Origin of the sequence: Brevundimonas diminuta ATCC 11568 (genome assembly GCF_000204035.1) — a bacterium.
Lineage (GTDB): Bacteria > Pseudomonadota > Alphaproteobacteria > Caulobacterales > Caulobacteraceae > Brevundimonas > Brevundimonas diminuta.
This window is the reverse complement of record NZ_GL883086.1, coordinates 1,175,327-1,190,006: the sequence shown is the minus strand read 5'-3', so window position 1 is coordinate 1,190,006 and position 14,680 is coordinate 1,175,327. Positions and strand designations below refer to the sequence as shown.

Annotated in this window: 14 protein-coding genes and 1 pseudogene; 7 read left to right on the top strand and 8 right to left on the bottom strand. The window is 67.9% G+C overall.

From position 1 onward, the window contains the following. Positions 1–471 (bottom strand): annotated as a pseudogene (locus BDIM_RS17940) (TSCPD domain-containing protein); the annotation flags it as partial. A 207-nt stretch (positions 472–678) separates the two neighbouring features. Here BDIM_RS17940 and BDIM_RS09665 point away from each other — a divergent pair. Continuing rightward, positions 679–1,071, top strand: a complete 393-nt coding sequence (locus BDIM_RS09665) for an NADH:ubiquinone oxidoreductase subunit NDUFA12 (protein WP_040346802.1) — start codon at positions 679–681, stop codon at positions 1,069–1,071. Further along, complete coding sequence (locus tag BDIM_RS09660) at positions 1,068–1,763, top strand: DUF2155 domain-containing protein (RefSeq protein ID WP_003165404.1); 696 nt, start codon at positions 1,068–1,070, stop codon at positions 1,761–1,763. The genes BDIM_RS09665 and BDIM_RS09660 overlap by 4 nt, the downstream gene beginning before the upstream one ends. Here the strand turns inward: BDIM_RS09660 and aat are convergent. From aat to aroQ, 4 genes are read right to left on the bottom strand one after another with little or no spacing between them, the layout of a single operon-like run. Further along, positions 1,730–2,425, bottom strand: coding sequence for a leucyl/phenylalanyl-tRNA--protein transferase (gene aat / locus BDIM_RS09655; protein WP_003165403.1), 696 nt, complete (start codon positions 2,423–2,425; stop codon positions 1,730–1,732). The genes BDIM_RS09660 and aat overlap by 34 nt on opposite strands. Before the next feature lie 10 nt (positions 2,426–2,435). After that, entirely contained in the window at positions 2,436–3,788 is a 1,353-nt protein-coding gene (gene accC, locus BDIM_RS09650) for an acetyl-CoA carboxylase biotin carboxylase subunit (RefSeq protein ID WP_003165402.1), read from the bottom strand. 5 nt (positions 3,789–3,793) lie between these two features. Beyond that, entirely contained in the window at positions 3,794–4,282 is a 489-nt protein-coding gene (accB, locus tag BDIM_RS09645) for an acetyl-CoA carboxylase biotin carboxyl carrier protein (RefSeq protein WP_003165401.1), read from the bottom strand. Positions 4,283–4,322: 40 nt separating this feature from the next. After that, on the bottom strand, positions 4,323–4,778 hold the full coding sequence (gene aroQ / locus BDIM_RS09640; protein WP_003165400.1) for a type II 3-dehydroquinate dehydratase: 456 nt from the start codon (positions 4,776–4,778) through the stop codon (positions 4,323–4,325). A 236-nt stretch (positions 4,779–5,014) separates the two neighbouring features. Between aroQ and BDIM_RS09635 the strand changes: the two genes are divergently transcribed. The 4 genes from BDIM_RS09635 to BDIM_RS09620 all read left to right on the top strand — a co-directional run bounded on the left by BDIM_RS09635 (position 5,015) and on the right by BDIM_RS09620 (position 7,960). Continuing rightward, a complete protein-coding gene (locus tag BDIM_RS09635; protein ID WP_112999885.1) occupies positions 5,015–6,307 on the top strand; it encodes a S41 family peptidase in 1,293 nt (430 codons plus the stop codon). Positions 6,308–6,322: 15 nt separating this feature from the next. Continuing rightward, positions 6,323–6,778 carry a MarR family transcriptional regulator gene (locus BDIM_RS09630; RefSeq protein WP_003165398.1) on the top strand — a complete coding sequence of 152 codons (456 nt, stop codon included), beginning with the start codon at positions 6,323–6,325 and terminating at the stop codon, positions 6,776–6,778. Positions 6,779–6,898: 120 nt separating this feature from the next. Further along, on the top strand, positions 6,899–7,096 hold the full coding sequence (thiS, locus tag BDIM_RS18305) for a sulfur carrier protein ThiS (protein ID WP_003165397.1): 198 nt from the start codon (positions 6,899–6,901) through the stop codon (positions 7,094–7,096). Positions 7,097–7,171: 75 nt separating this feature from the next. After that, entirely contained in the window at positions 7,172–7,960 is a 789-nt protein-coding gene (locus tag BDIM_RS09620; protein WP_003165396.1) for a thiazole synthase, read from the top strand. A 25-nt stretch (positions 7,961–7,985) separates the two neighbouring features. On the opposite strand, the gene BDIM_RS09615 is transcribed toward BDIM_RS09620, so the two are convergent. Genes BDIM_RS09615 through BDIM_RS09605 form a run of 3 tightly spaced genes read right to left on the bottom strand, consistent with a single transcriptional unit; the run spans position 7,986 to position 13,011 of the window. Beyond that, on the bottom strand, positions 7,986–8,804 hold the full coding sequence (locus BDIM_RS09615; RefSeq protein WP_040346797.1) for a DsbA family protein: 819 nt from the start codon (positions 8,802–8,804) through the stop codon (positions 7,986–7,988). A gap of 43 nt (positions 8,805–8,847) precedes the next feature. Beyond that, complete coding sequence (locus BDIM_RS09610) at positions 8,848–10,269, bottom strand: M48 family metalloprotease (RefSeq protein WP_003165394.1); 1,422 nt, start codon at positions 10,267–10,269, stop codon at positions 8,848–8,850. Between the two features lie 54 nt (positions 10,270–10,323). Beyond that, the gene (locus BDIM_RS09605) at positions 10,324–13,011 is read right to left on the bottom strand and encodes an Rne/Rng family ribonuclease (protein ID WP_003165393.1); all 2,688 of its coding nucleotides are present in this window, start codon (positions 13,009–13,011) and stop codon (positions 10,324–10,326) included. Positions 13,012–13,520: 509 nt separating this feature from the next. Between BDIM_RS09605 and BDIM_RS09600 the strand changes: the two genes are divergently transcribed. Further along, the gene (locus BDIM_RS09600; RefSeq protein ID WP_112999882.1) at positions 13,521–14,678 is read left to right on the top strand and encodes an N-acetylmuramoyl-L-alanine amidase family protein; all 1,158 of its coding nucleotides are present in this window, start codon (positions 13,521–13,523) and stop codon (positions 14,676–14,678) included. The last annotated feature ends 2 nt before the right edge of the window (positions 14,679–14,680 follow it).

Genomic DNA, 14,680 nt, shown 5'->3' with positions numbered 1-14,680 from the left:
GGCGTCGGCGACCTCGCCCAGCGCCTTGGCCAGGGCTTCGGTCGCGCGCGAGGACAGGCGACGCCCGCGCCAGGCGGCGGCCTGGGCCGACAGGGCCTGCGTCGCATCCGGTTCGGACAGGTCGATCAGCGGCAGGAAGCCGTTCATCGTCGGCAAGGCGGGGGCGGCGAGGCCCAGCAGCACGGACGCTGCAAGTTCAGCGGCGAATCGCTCGGCCTCGGCCGTCGTAGCCAGGGCGCCGCTTTCACTTCCCTCGGACGCCAGTCGCGCGGCCCAGCCGTGGATGGCGTCGTCGAGGGCATGGGGGGACGACGGCGCCTGGCTTTCAGCCCAGTCCAGCCAGGCTTCGACGCGGACGTCGGTCCACCCGGCGGGCGCCGAGACCGGCGTCAGGGCGCGACCGCGCTCGATCTCGCGGAGCTCGAAAGCGAGCGTCGCGGCGAGAGGAGCAAAGCGAGCCTTGAAGCGCATTCCACGTCTCCACGCATGTCGTCTGAACCAGCTTACCGACAGATCCGACGGGCGTTCAACGTATGTTGTGGTTCGTGCAGGGGTTGCCCACAAGATGTTGAGGCGTTTCGCGTGCGCTCCATGCTGGACGTAGGGCGTCGCGGTTTCTATGATCGGCCTGCGCCGCCGGACCTTCCCTGGGCGGTGGATTCGAGTGAGTTCGACGACGTGCTGAGCAAGATCTTCACCTGGTGGAACGGCGCCACGATCGGCACCCTGTTCACCGTCGGCAAACGCGGCCAACTGGTCGGCACGGACGAGTTCGGCAACCGCTATTACGAATCCCGCGACGCCGTCAGCTATGACGGCCGCAAGCGCCGCTGGGTCATCTATGACGGTTACGCCGAGGCGACCAAGGTGCCGCCGGAATGGCAGGGCTGGCTGCGCTACACCTATGACGAGACCCCGGCCGAGCGCCCGCTGCCGCGCCAGGCGTGGGAAAAGGATCACCTGCCGAACCTGACGGGCACGCCGATGGCGCGCCGTCCGCAAGGCTCGCTGGCCGCTTTGGGTCAACGCCCGGCCGCCACCGGCGACTATCAGGCCTGGAGCCCGGAATGACCCTTCGCCATGTCCTGCTGGCCGGGGTGGTCGTCGCGGGACTGGCGATCTCGGGCGCCGGCGTGGCCAGCGCCCTGATGGACCTGCCGCAGGACGCGACGCCGGCTCCGGCCGATCCGATCGGCGACCTGCTGCGCGATACCGGCCGCACGCCGCTGCAGCCCGTCCAGCCGCAGACTCCGCCCGCCAACGGCGGCCAGTCCCCGGCGACGAACCCGGCGGCGCCGACCGCGCCGCAACCAGGCGTGCCGACCGTCGCGGTCCAGGGACAGGAAGTCGCCGTTCAGGAAGAAGTCCCGGAAGACCTGACCGCCGAAGAGGAAGAGGCAGCGCCCGCGCCCGCCGCTCCGACCACGCCGCCGGGCGTACGTCAGCGCCGTCGCATCGCCGTCATCCAGGCGGTCGACAAGACCACGGCCGAGACCATGCGGTTCGAGGTCGAGGTCGGCGGTCGCCCGGTGCGCTTCGGCAAGACCCTGCTGTTCAAGGCCCGCGCCTGCGAGGTCTCCGCTTCGGATGAAATGACCGAGGACGCCATCGCCTATATGGAGGTCGGGGTTCAGCCGCGCGGCCTGGCGGCGCCGACCGAGGCGCGTCAGGTGTTCAAGGGCTGGATGTTCGCCTCGTCGCCCAGCGTCAGCGGGCTGCAGCATCCGGTCTACGACGCCTGGGTGGTCGGCTGTAAGGCGTAATTGACGGCCTCGGCGCCGCTCGTCGGCGCCATGAGGGCGGCGTCGTCCGGCGTCGCTTGCAAGGCCCAGGGCAGCATCCGCAGATAGGCTTCCTGCGGCGTCTCCACGGCGCCGAACTGGCTGAGGTGGTCGGTCAGGAACTGCGCGTCCAGCAGGCGCCAGCCGCCCTTTCTGAGCCGCGCGACCAGATGGACCAGGGCGACCTTTGACGCGTCCGTCGCCCGGCTGAACATGCTCTCGCCGAAGAAGGCGCCGCCCAGCGTCACGCCGTACAGGCCGCCGACCAGCGTCTCGTCTCGCCAGCACTCGATGCTGTGGGCGAAGCCGCGCTGATGCAGCTCGATGTAGAGGCGGCGGATCGGGGCGTTGATCCAGGTGTCCTCGCGCCCCGGCGCGGGCGCGGCGCAGGCGTCCAGCACGGCGGCGAAGGCCGTGTTCACCCGCACCTGAAACGGCTCGCCTCGCACGGTGCGGCGCAGGCGTGACGGAATGTGGAAGCGATCCAGCGGTATGACGCCCCGCTGCTCCGGCTCGACCAGGAAGACGCGCGGATCATCGTGCGCCTCGGCCATGGGGAAGACCCCCCGCGCGTAGCAGGCGAGCAGCGCCTCCGGTCCGAAGACGTCGGAAGGGCCGCTCGCGCTGAAGCCCGGCTCGTCCAAGATAGGCGCCTTAGGCCTTGGCCTTTTGCGCCGCCGCCCATTTCTCCAGCCAGTGGATGTCGTAGTCGCCCGACAGGATGTCCGGCTCCTGCAACAGCTTCTGGAACAGCGGGATGGTGGTGTCGACGCCGCTGATGACCGTCTCGCCCAACGAACGCTTCAGACGGGCCAGCGCCTCTTCGCGATCGCGGCCGTGGACGATCAGCTTGCCGATCAGGCTGTCGTAATAGGGCGGGATCGAATAGCCGGCGTAGATGGCGCTATCCAGACGCACGCCCAGGCCGCCCGGGGCGTGGAACTCGGTGATCGTGCCCGGCGACGGGGTGAAGGTCTCCGAGTTCTCGGCGTTGATCCGCACCTCGATGGCGTGGCCCTTGAACTCGATGTCCTCCTGCGTGAACGACAGCGGCAGGCCCGCGGCGATGCGGATCTGTTCGCGCACCAGATCGACGCCGGTGATCATCTCCGTGACCGGGTGTTCGACCTGCAGGCGGGTGTTCATCTCGATGAAGAAGAACTCGCCGTCTTCCCACAGGAACTCGATGGTTCCGGCGCCCAGATAGCCGATGGCGGCGATGGCCTTGTTGACCGTCTCGCCGATCTTGGCGCGACCCTCGGCCGACAGGGCGGGCGAGGGGGCTTCTTCCAGCACCTTCTGGTGACGGCGTTGCAGCGAGCAGTCGCGTTCGCCCAGGTGGACGACGTTGCCGTGGCTGTCGGCGATGACCTGGATCTCGATGTGGCGCGGCTTCTGGAGGTAGCGCTCCATGTAGACGGCGCCGTTGCCGAAGGCGGCCAGGGCCTCGGACTGGGCGGTCTGCACGGCCTCGACCAGGTCGTCGGCCGTCATCGCCACCTTCATGCCGCGCCCGCCGCCGCCGGCGGCCGCCTTGACGATCAAGGGGAAGCCGATGGTCTTGGACGCCTCGATGGCCTGTTCGACCGTCTCGACTTCGCCGTCAGAGCCGGGAACGACGGGGATGCCTGCGTCCTTGACGGTCTGCTTGGCGGTGATCTTGTCGCCCATGACCCGGATATGCTCGGGCTTGGGGCCGATGAAGGCCAGGCCGTGGGCCTCGACGATCTCGGCGAAGCGGGCGTTCTCCGACAGGAAGCCGTAGCCGGGGTGGATCGCCTGGGCGCCGGTGATTTCCGCCGCCGCGATGATCGAGGGGATGTTCAGATAGGACTTGGCCGCCGGCGCGGGGCCGATGCAGACGCTCTCATCGGCCAGGCGCACCCACATGGCGCCGCGGTCGGCTTCCGAGTGCACGGCGACGGTGGAGATGCCCATCTCCTTGCACGCGCGGTGGATGCGAAGCGCGATCTCGCCGCGGTTGGCGATCAAAACCTTGGTGAACATGGGGCTCAGGCTTCCAGCACGACCAGGGCTTCGCCGAACTCGACCGGCTGGGCGTCGCCCACCAGGATTTCAGCCACCACGCCGTCGCGCGGCGACTGGATCGGGTTCATGGTCTTCATGGCTTCGACGATGACCAGGGTCTGGCCCTTCTTCACCTTGTCGCCGACCTTGATGAAGGGATCGGCGCCCGGCGCGGGCTGCAGATAGGCGGTGCCGACCATCGGCGACTTCACCTCTTCGCCGGCGCGGGCGACGATGGTGGCCGGGTCCGACGGCATGGAGAGCGGCGCTGCGGCGGCCGGTGCGGCGTGGGCGACCGGGGCCGGGGCGGCGGCGTACTGGATCGGAGCGGCGGCGACGGTGACTTCGCGCTTCACCTTGATCTTCAGATCGCCGCGCTCGACTTCGATCTCGGTCAGGTCGGTGTCGTTCAGGATGTCGGCCAGGCTGCGGACCAGGTCGGCGTCGATGTTCTTGTTCTTGTCGTCGGACATGAGGGTCTCTTCTACTTGATCTTCAAACGGCGCGCGGCGGTCAGCCCTTGGCCCCGGCGCGGCGCGCCAGATCCAGAGCGGCCCGGACGGCCAATTCATAGCTGCGGGGGCCGAAGCCGGCGATCACGCCGGTCGCGGCCAGGGACACATAGGAGTGATGCCGAAACGCCTCGCGCGCGGCGGGGTTCGACAGATGGCACTCGACCACGGGGATGCTCAGCGTCTTCAGCGCGTCCAGCAGGGCCACCGAGGTGTGGGTGAAGGCGGCCGGATTGATGACCAGGGCGTCGGCCTCAGTCCTGGCTTCCTGGATCCAGTCGACCAGTTGGCCTTCATGATTCGACTGATGGAACACCACGCGGGCGCCTTCAGCCGCCGCCTCGCACATGGCCTGAACGTCGGCCAGCGTCTCGCGGCCATAGATATCCGGCTCCCGAACCCCCAGCAGGTTCAGGTTCGGCCCGTTCAGGACATACAGGGTGAGAGTTTCGGGCATTCGCTCGCAAAACAGGCGCGCCGCCGCGCGGAATCGAGCGCGCGTTGTAGCCTAGGTGGCGCGCGGCGCAAAGCGGGCGGGCAAAAAGGGTGACGTAGGGGGAGGTTGGGGCCGCTGGCTGGGGGCGGCGGCGGGAAATAACCCGCGCGGGGCTCGTGCAGGAACCTTTGATGGAAGGTTGACGGCGAGATTAATTACAACATATTGCGCAATATATTTCATTATGAGGTCTGGAAGTGATTTATCGAGTTTTCCTCTCGTTGCTGAGCGTCGCTGTCCTGGCGCCGGTTTCGGTTGATGCGCAGACCCTGGATCATAAGGCGCAGCGCGAAGTCGTGGCTCGCCTCGAGACGGCGTTGCAGCAGAACTATGTTTTCCCTGACCGAATTCCGGTCATATCCGCTGAGCTGGACAGGCGGATTCAATCGGAGCCGATGGAAGCCGATCGCTTCGCCGCGAGCCTTGCTCAAGGTCTAGTCAAGGCGAGCGAGGATCTGCACTTTTCGGTGGCCTTCGATCCCGACGAGGTCGCGGCTGACCGTCGAGCCAAGGCGAGCGGCGAGACGACGACACAGGCCCAACGCGACAGAGAACGTGCGGCGAATTTCGGGTTTCGCGAGGCGCGGCGGCTGGACGGCGATCTGGCCTATGTGCGGTTCGATTTCTTCGCCGACCCGCAATATGCTCAGGAGACGGCGTCGGCGGCCATGCGTTTCGCCGACGGGGCCAAGGGGCTGATCTTCGACCTGCGTTATAACAACGGCGGCGTCCTGGAGATGGCGCAGTTCCTGATGAGCTACCTCTATCCGGCGGGCAAGGACCAGGAATTCTTCGACTACAACTACAATGACAAGGGGGCGCAGGTGGTGCGGAGCCAGTGGAGTCTGCCCGCCGTGCCCGGCTGGCGGTCGGGGGGTATCCCCGTGGTGGTTTTGACCGGTTCGACGTCCTTCTCTGCGGCCGAATGGATGGCGTTTTCGCTGCAGCGCCTGGGCCGGGCGACTGTCATCGGCGAACAGACCTCTGGGGGCGCGCATCCGGTCACCCGTGTGCCGATTGATGATCGCTTCATGCTGCAGGTTCCGTTCGGCCTGATCCGGGATCCGGTCGACGGTAAGGATTTCGAGGGCGTCGGCGTGACCCCTGACCTGGCGGTTCCGGCTCCGGAGGCCCTGTTGGCGGCGCAGAAGTTCCTGCTGCAGAGCCGGGCTGATGCTGGCGATGCAGAGGCCGAATGGGCCTTGGTTCCGATTGAAACTGCGCTAACCGGCCAAGCTGCAAGCGCGGCTGAGATGGATGCCGCAGTCGGAGCCTATGAGGGTCGAACCCTGGCGCGCACCGCCAACGGTCTGGCCTATCATTGGCGGGATCGCTTTGTTCTGGCTCTTGAGCCGATCGGGAAAGATCTGTTTGCGGTCCAGGGAACGGATGACTACCGCTTCCGTCTGGTGCACGAGAATGGCCGTGTGAGCGGTTTGGAGCGAGTGTGGAAGTCCGGCGAGCGGGAAACCTATCGTCGCCTGGACTGAGGAAGCGTTGGACGAATGATAGAGTTGGATCGCACCTTTCTGGGCCGGCTGAGCGAGCAGCTCAGCGAACTGATCGAGCAGCAGTCGGCCGAGGTGTTCAAGCGCGCGGGCATTGTCATCCCGGTGAAGTCCTCGTCCTTGCTGGGCGCCATTGCGACGCTCGGCCCGGTCTCTGTCGCCGATCTGGTGCGGGCGCTGGACCGTTCGCACCAGCTCATTCAGCAGAAGATACCCAAGCTTCTGGCCCTGGATCTGGTCAGCCGCCGTCCCGATCCCAACGACCTGCGCATCAACTTGATCGAGATCACCGACAGGGGGCGCGAACAATTGGCCTTGCTGGACGGGCTGACGCCCGAGTTTGAACGCGCCTATGCCGAAATGGAGCAGGAGGCCGGCCCGGTGTTCGACACAGTAGCTCGCGCGATCCGCTCGCTTAAGGCCCGCTCCTTGAACGATCGCATAATCGTCTGAAAGGCGTTCTGCGCTGATTGATGCTCGTCGTGCGCAAACGCGCTATAGCTCCGGCGTCAGCGGCGGGCCCGAAAGAAGGGCGCGCTTGCGATCGGTGCTTATGCTGCTCGGAAAGATGTGATGCGTATCGAAGTCAACGGCGAGGCGCGGGACACCGCCGCCACGACCATTCTGGGACTGGTTCAGGAGCTGTCGCTGGACCCCAAGAAGGTGGCGGTCGAGCGCAATCTGGAGATCGTGCCGCGCTCGCTGCACGGCGAGACGGCGCTGGCTGAGGGCGACAAGATCGAACTGGTGCAGTTCGTCGGCGGGGGCTGAGCAGTAGAAGCGTGGGGCCGATCAAATCCCGCAACGCCGCTTCCCCCCGGCGGCGGGCGGCGCTAGGTCAGGAGCATGACTGACACCGCTCCCCGCACCGACAGCTGGACCGTCGCCGGCCGCACCTTCAACTCGCGCCTGATCGTGGGCACCGGCAAGTATCGCGACTACGCCCAGAACGCGGCGGCGGCCGAGGCTTCGGGCGCCGAGATGGTCACCGTGGCCGTGCGCCGGGTGAACCTGACCGATCCGAACCAGCCGGTTCTGACGGACTTCATCGACCCGAAGAAATACACCTATCTGCCCAATACGGCGGGCTGCTTCACCGGTGAGGACGCCGTGCGGACCCTGCGTCTGGCGCGCGAGGCGGGCGGCTGGACCCTGGTCAAGCTGGAGGTTCTGGCGGACCCCAAGACCCTGTTCCCCGACATGGAGGAGACCCTGCGGTCGCTGAAGCTGCTGACCGTTGAGGGCTTCGAGGTCATGGTCTATTGCACCGACGACCCCGTCTATGCGCGCAAGCTGGAGGACGCGGGCGCCGTGGCCATCATGCCGCTGGGCGCGCCGATCGGCTCGGGGCTGGGGGTGCAGAACCCGATCAACATCCGTCTGATCGTCGAGCAGTCCAAGGTGCCGGTGCTGGTCGACGCAGGCGTCGGTACGGCCTCGGACGCGGCCATCGCCATGGAACTGGGCTGCGACGGCGTGCTGATGAACACCGCCATTGCCGAGGCGCGCGATCCCCTGCTGATGGCCAGCGCCATGAAGCACGCCGTCATCGCCGGGCGTGAATCCTACCTGGCGGGGCGGATGAAGAAGCGGTTCTACGCCGACCCGTCCTCGCCGTTGGCGGGGCTGATCTGAGAAGGCTCAGGGGCTGACCGGAAGGTCAGCCCTTTTTCTTGGCCGCTTCGATCAGGGCGCCGACCTCGCGCGGGTCGATGCCGGGGCTGGCGACGCCGTTGATGAAGAAGGTCGGCGTGCCCTGCAGGCCGAGCGCAGCGGCGGCGGCATGAATGTCGGTGACGTGGCGCGTCATCTCGGGGGCCGAGATGGCGGCGTTCGCCCTGGCCATGTCGACGCCGTTGTCGGCCAGGATGCGGTCGATCGAGGCGCGGTCCAGCGCGCGTTCGGCCATCAGGGCGTCATAGACAGCCAGATACTTGCCCTGCTGGTGCGCGGCCAGGGCGGCGCGGGCGGCGTACTGTGAGGACACGTCCTCGCCCCGGTCCAGAATCGGCCAGTCCTTGAAGACGAAGCGCACGTCCGGGTGAGCCGCCATCAGGGCGCGGTAATCGTGGGCCACGGCCTTGCAGCCGGGGCAGCGGAAGTCGAAGAATTCGATCACCGTCACCTTGGCGTTGGCCGGGCCGAAGGCCGGATCGCGCGCATCGGCGGCCAGCAGGGCCGGATTGGCGGCCGCGGCGGCGTTGATGGTCTGGACGCGCGATTGGGATTCCATCGTCTCGCGCGCGGCCAGGACTTCGTCCAGCACCTGAGGGTTGCTGATCAGATAGTCGCGCACCTTGCCGCCGAAACCGCCGCTCAGATAGGGCGCGGCCGACAGCGCCAGGGCGACCGCCGACATGGCCACGGCGGCGCCGCCCAAAACGGTTCCCGACAGGGCGAAGCGGCCCTTGGCGGCGGCGCGCGGCGTCACGGCGGGCTGGTCGGTTTCAGGGCCGGGTTCGCGGGCGTCGTCGGTCATCAAGGTCTCGTCAGGCGCAAAAAGAGGGAAGGCGGGTTCGGCGTCAGGCGCCGGGCGGAATGACGCCGGAGCGGCTGCGCTGTTCATTGCGGCGCTCGGCGTCGGTGATGTCTTTTTCGGTCGCGCCCGAGGCCAGGACGATGTCGGTGGCCCGGCGCCATTCGATGGAGCTCCGGTCCAGCATGTCGCGGGCTCGCATGGCGAACTGGGCGGCCTGATCCGGGCGGCGCAGGGCGAACCAGTATTCCGCCGAAGCCAGGCGGGCCTCGCCCTCCTTGCCCTGGCTGGCGTAGGCCTGGGACAGCAGGCGCCAGCCCATGGTGTTCTCCGGCTCAAGCGCCAGTGCGCGCTTCAGCTGGTTCTCGGCTTCGGTCAGTTTGGAGGCGTCGCTGGTCTCGATCAGGGCGTGAGCCAGGTTGATGCGTAGCAGGGGGGCGTCCGGCTTCAGCTCGACCGATTTCTCATGCGCGCCCAGGGCCTCGGCCGGGCGGCCTTCCTCGAACAGGATCTGGCCCTTCAGCTCCCAGAAATAGGGGTTCTCGGGCTGTTCGGCCAACAGGACGTCGACCGCGTCCAGCGCCTTCTGCGTCTGGCCGTCGCGATACCAGGCGATGGCGCGGGCGTAGCGGGCGGGCAGGGTGACGTCGCTGGACGGATAGTCGCGCAAGGTGGCGTTGGGCGCATCCATGAAGGCGCGGATCTTGGCCACGACCAGGGCGTGCTGGGCCATGCGCGCGTCGCTGTCGCGCTTGTCGTAGTGGGAGGCGGCCTCGACCGGGCGGCGCAGGGCTTCGATCCGCTGCGAGGACAGAGGGTGGCTGCGGAAATAGGGATAGCGACGCTGATCCGAGAAGATTTCCTGGGCGCGGAAGTTCTCAAAGAACTCGACCATGCCGCGTCCGGATTCCCCGGCGCGTTCCAGGGCGCGGGCGCCGGTGATGTCGGCCTCGCCCTCCTGGCTCTGCATGTAACGCAGGGCGCCGAGCGTGCCGAAATACTGGCTGGAGGCCAGCAGGGCCGCGCCCGCGTCCGGCGCGCCGGCGATCGCGGCCAGGGCGCCCAGCGCCATGGTCATGATCATCGGCTGCATCCCGGCGTTCTGGGCGCCGTCGCGTAGCGTGTGGCGGTTCTTGATGTGGCCCGCCTCGTGGGCGATCACGCCGAGGAGCTGATTGGGGCTCTTGGTCCGCAGGATCAGGCCGGTGTTCAACCCCATGATCCGCCCGCGCGTGGCGAAGGCGTTCAGGTCGTTGTCGTTGACCAGCAGGATCTCGACCTCGTTCGGGTCCAGCCCCATGGCGTCGAGCACGGGCTCGGACCACTCATGGATGATGCCCTCGATCTCGGTGTCCCGGATCAGGCTCTGCGCCTGGGCCGCGGCGGCCGAGGCCAGCACCGCGAGGGCGCCGACGCCGGCGGCCAGATAGCGCCGAAAGCGGGTTGCGGCGGGGGGCGTCCTGGTCATGACGATCTCCAGAGCGATAGTCTCCCCCGCAGCTTCCAGCTTAATCGTGTCCGATCAACGGCGCCACCAGCCCCGCTTGGGCTTGGCGGGCGGCGCGCCGATCTGGTTCGGATCGTCGGCGATGATGGCCGCGATGTCGACCTCGGCCGTCGGCGCTGGGGCTGGCTCGGCCAGGACGACAGCCTCTTCGACCACGCTCTCGGCGACGGCCGGGATCTCGCCCAGAGCCTCTTCGAGGGCTTCTTCGATCGCCTGTTCGACGCGGGCGGCCACGGCGGGCGGCACGTCCAGTTCGGCGGGGACGGGCTGGTCGGCTTCGACCGGCGCGGCCTCGGCCTCAACCGGGGCGGCTGCCGTCGAGTCTTCCACGGCGGCGGCGCTGACCTTGCGGCGCACGCGGCGGCGCTTGGGCGCTTCGGCCTGTTCGACGGCCGGAGCGGCTTCAGCGGCCGGCGCCTCGGTCGCTTCGCCTTCGATCACCACGGCGATCGGCGTGTCGGGCGAGCCGACGGGCGGCAGGCCTTCATTGGCGGCGCGGTCTTCGACCTTGGTTTCGTGGGTCAGTTCGCCCTGACCGCGACCCCGGCCGCGGCCGCGACGACGGCGCGAGCGGCCGTTGCGGCCTTCTTCCGAAGTGGCGACCTGGTCCAGGCTGATGTCCTGAGCCGTATCCTCGCCGGCGGCCTCGGACCTGCGCTCGTCCTTGCGTTCGGGACGAGGGGCGACCGGGTTGATCGGGTCGAACCAGACGTAAGGATCCTGCAGCGACGGCGTGCGGCCGCGCACCCAGGCGTAGACGTCGCGTTCGCCTTCCTCACGCATCCGGCGGCCGCCGCGACGGCCCCGGCGGCGGCGACCGCCCCGGCTGTCGTCGTCATCGTCGGAAGCGGCGGCTTCGGTTTCTTCGTCACGGCGACCGCCGCGACGGCGACGGCGGCGTCCGCCGCGGCTGTCGTCATCCTGTTCGGAGCGGGCGCGGGCCTCGTCGTCGTCCTCGTCCTCGCGGTCGAGATCGGCTTCGTCCTCGTCGTCGCCGAAGTCGTCTTCGTCCTCGGCGTCTTCGTCCTCGTCGTCATAGGCGCTGTCGTCGAAGCCGTCGTCCAGGTCGGCCAGATCGATGTGGCTTTCGGGGGCGACGAAGTCCTCGTTCGTCTCGGTACGCTCGATCGAGTGCTCGCCCTGAGCCAGGCTGTCGTCGATCTGGATGATGACGTTCAGGCCGCGCTCTTCCAGCAGGAACTGCAGATAGGCGCGCTTGTGGTTTAGGATGTACAGCGCCACGGCGGTCGAGACGCGCAGGTTCACCGAACCCGCGCCGTTCTTGCCGGCCTCGATGTCGACGGCGCGCAGGGTGGTCAGGGCCGCCGATTCGGCCGAACGGACCCGCCCGGCGCCCTGGCAGCATTCGCAGACCTCGGTCGCGCCTTCGATCACGCCCAGGCGGCGACGCTGACGGCTGATCTCCATCAGGCCGAAGCCCGAGATGCGGCCCATCTGGATGCGGGCGCGGTCCTTGGCCAGGGCGTCCTTGAGGGCCTTCTCAACCGCGCGGTTGTTCTTGCCCTCGTCCATGTCGATGAAGTCGATGACGATCAGACCGGCCAGGTCGCGCAGGCGCAGCTGGCGGGCGGCCTCGACGGCGGCTTCCAGGTTGGTCTTGGTCGCTGTGGCCTCGACGTTGCGCTCCTTGGTGGCGCGGCCGGAGTTCACGTCGATGGCGACCAGGGCTTCGGTCTGGTTGATGACCAGATAGCCGCCCGACTTCAGCGGCACGACCGGCTGGTGAATCTGGGTCAGCACCTCTTCGATGCCGTTCGCCGCGAACAGCGGGCGCGAGCCCTGGTAGAGGTGGATCTTCTTGGCCTGCGACGGCATCAGCACGCGCATGAAGTCGCGGGCCTGCTTGAAGCCTTCGACGCCCTCGACCTGAATGCCGTCGAAGTCCTTGTCGTACATGTCGCGCACGGCGCGGCGGACCAGGTTCTCTTCCTCGTGGATCATCGCCGGCGCGTTGGAGCGCAGGGTCAGTTCGCGGATCGTCTCCCACAGGCGCAGCAGATATTCATAGTCGCGCTTGATCTCGGCCCGCGTGCGCTTGGCGCCCGCCGTGCGGATGATCAGGCCCATGCCCTGCGGCACCTTCAGCGCGGCGGCGGCGGATTTCAGCCGGCGACGGTCCGAGGTGTTGGTGATCTTGCGCGAGATGCCGCCGCCCTTGCCGGTGTTCGGCATCAGCACGCAGTAACGGCCGGCCAGCGACAGCCAGGTGGTCAGCGCCGCGCCCTTGGCGCCGCGCTCGTCCTTGACGACCTGCACCAGCAGGATCTGGCGGCGCTTGATGACGTCCTGGATCTTGTAGCGACGCATCAGGCGACGCTTCAGGCGTTCCTCGTCGGCCAGCTTGCCGTCGGAATCAGCGTCGTCGGATTCACGACCCAGGTCGTCTTCGTCCGCGTCGTCATGCGCTTCGGCCATGATGGCTTCGCGGTCGGCGACAGGGATCTGATAGTAATCCGGGTGGATTTCGTTGAAGGCCAGGAAGCCGTGGCGGTTGCCGCCGTACTCGACGAAGGCCGCCTGCAGGCTGGGCTCTACGCGGGTGACCTTGGCGAGATAGATGTTCCCGCGAAGCTGACGGCGGGCGCGGGATTCGAAATCGAATTCCTCAACCTGGCGGCCGTCCACGATCGCGACGCGCGTTTCTTCCGCGTGCGCCGCGTCTATCAACATGGTTTTTGACATTGAAGGTCTCTCTCAGGCGCGCCAGGCCGTGCGCCGCGAACGCAGTCGCGGGAATAGGGGCGGCTCGCCGAATGGAAATGGGGGCCAGGGCGCGCGTCATCCCCTCGCTAAAAGCGAGAGCGGCATGGTCTTGCCGTTCGGGAGCGCAGGCGGGTCGGCCCATAAGGTTGTCGGTCCTGGGCCCGGACGCGCCGATCAAGGCCGCATCCCGAACCCGTATCTTCGGATCGACGGCCAGGCCGCGCGATCCTCGGAATTGGTGAAAAGTTCAACGCCGCGAGGAGGGCGCGCCTGATCCCGACACAGTGCCGGGCGGCGCGATCGTTCGCATGCGGAACCGATAATAGGCAGATGTTGCGGAAAATAAAAGAACCGCGCGCCGGTAAGAGGTCTTAACGAAATCCTTAAACCCTGGGCTCATCCTGGCTTCTAAACTGCAGGGCGATTTCCCTCTGATGTTGGGTCGGTGGCGTGACAATCTGAGCCGTTGGGGCGTGCGCGAGTGGTCGATGACCGGCCTTGCGTTCGTCGTCATCTGCCTTGTCGCGTTCACGGCGACGCGCGGTCTGGCCTTCGGTCCGGACGGCGAAATCGTGCGTCTGCGTTTCGGCGGCGACGCCCAGCGGACCCGCGTGGTGCTGGATCTGGGCCGCTCGACGCGCGGTCAGGTGATCGAGGACGGTTCGGCCGGGCGGGTCATCCTGTCCCTGGCGGGCGTCAATCCTGCGCGCGGTCTGGAAGGCAGCGGCTCGGGCCTGGTGCGCGGCTATGAGGTCAGCGCGGCCTCGGGCGCGTCGCGCGTGCGGCTGGACCTGGCGCGCGGCGCCGAGATCGAGCGCCGCTTCCTGTTGCCGCCCGGCGACGGGGTGGACCACTATCGCTACGTCATCGATCTGAAGGCCACGGGCGCCGCCGCTGCGGTTCCGGTCGCCGCCCCGCGCCGAGAACAGGCTCGCGCCGAAAAGCCCCTGATCGTCATCGACGCCGGCCACGGCGGCCGCGATCCCGGCGCCCAGGGCCAGCATGTTCAGGAAAAGGCCGTCACCCTGGCCGCCGCCCGCGAACTCAAGACGGCGCTGGAGCGCACCGGCCGCTATCGCGTGCGCCTGACCCGCGACGGCGACGTCTATGTGGTGCACGGCCGCCGGGTGCAGATCGCCCGTGACGCGGGCGCCGACCTGTTCATCTCCCTGCACGCCGACGCCGGTTCGGACCCGGCCTTGCGCGGCGCCAGCGTCTATACCCTGTCGGAACAGGGCGCCGGTCGCGCCGTGCGCGAGTTCACCAAGGGCGACGACTGGCAGCGCGACCTGCGCCTGCCGGGGCGCGACCCCTCGGTCGACCGCATCCTGCTGGACATGACCCAGCGCGCCACACAGAACCGCTCGGCCCAGTTCGCGCGGGTGCTGCTGACCCACCTGGAAGGCGCGGACCATCCGCTGCTGCGCCGCAGTCACCGCGATGCGGGTCTGGCCGTGCTGTTGGCGCCGGACGTTCCGGCCATCCTGCTGGAGATGGGCTTCATCACCAATCCGGAGGATGAGCGCGTCCTGAGCGATGAACGCGCCCGTCGCCGCCTGATGCGCTCGGTCGCCGAGGGCATCGACCGTTATTTCCGCGAGCCGGCCGCCCCGGTGATGGTCGCCGGGGATATCGCCGGCGGCTGAGG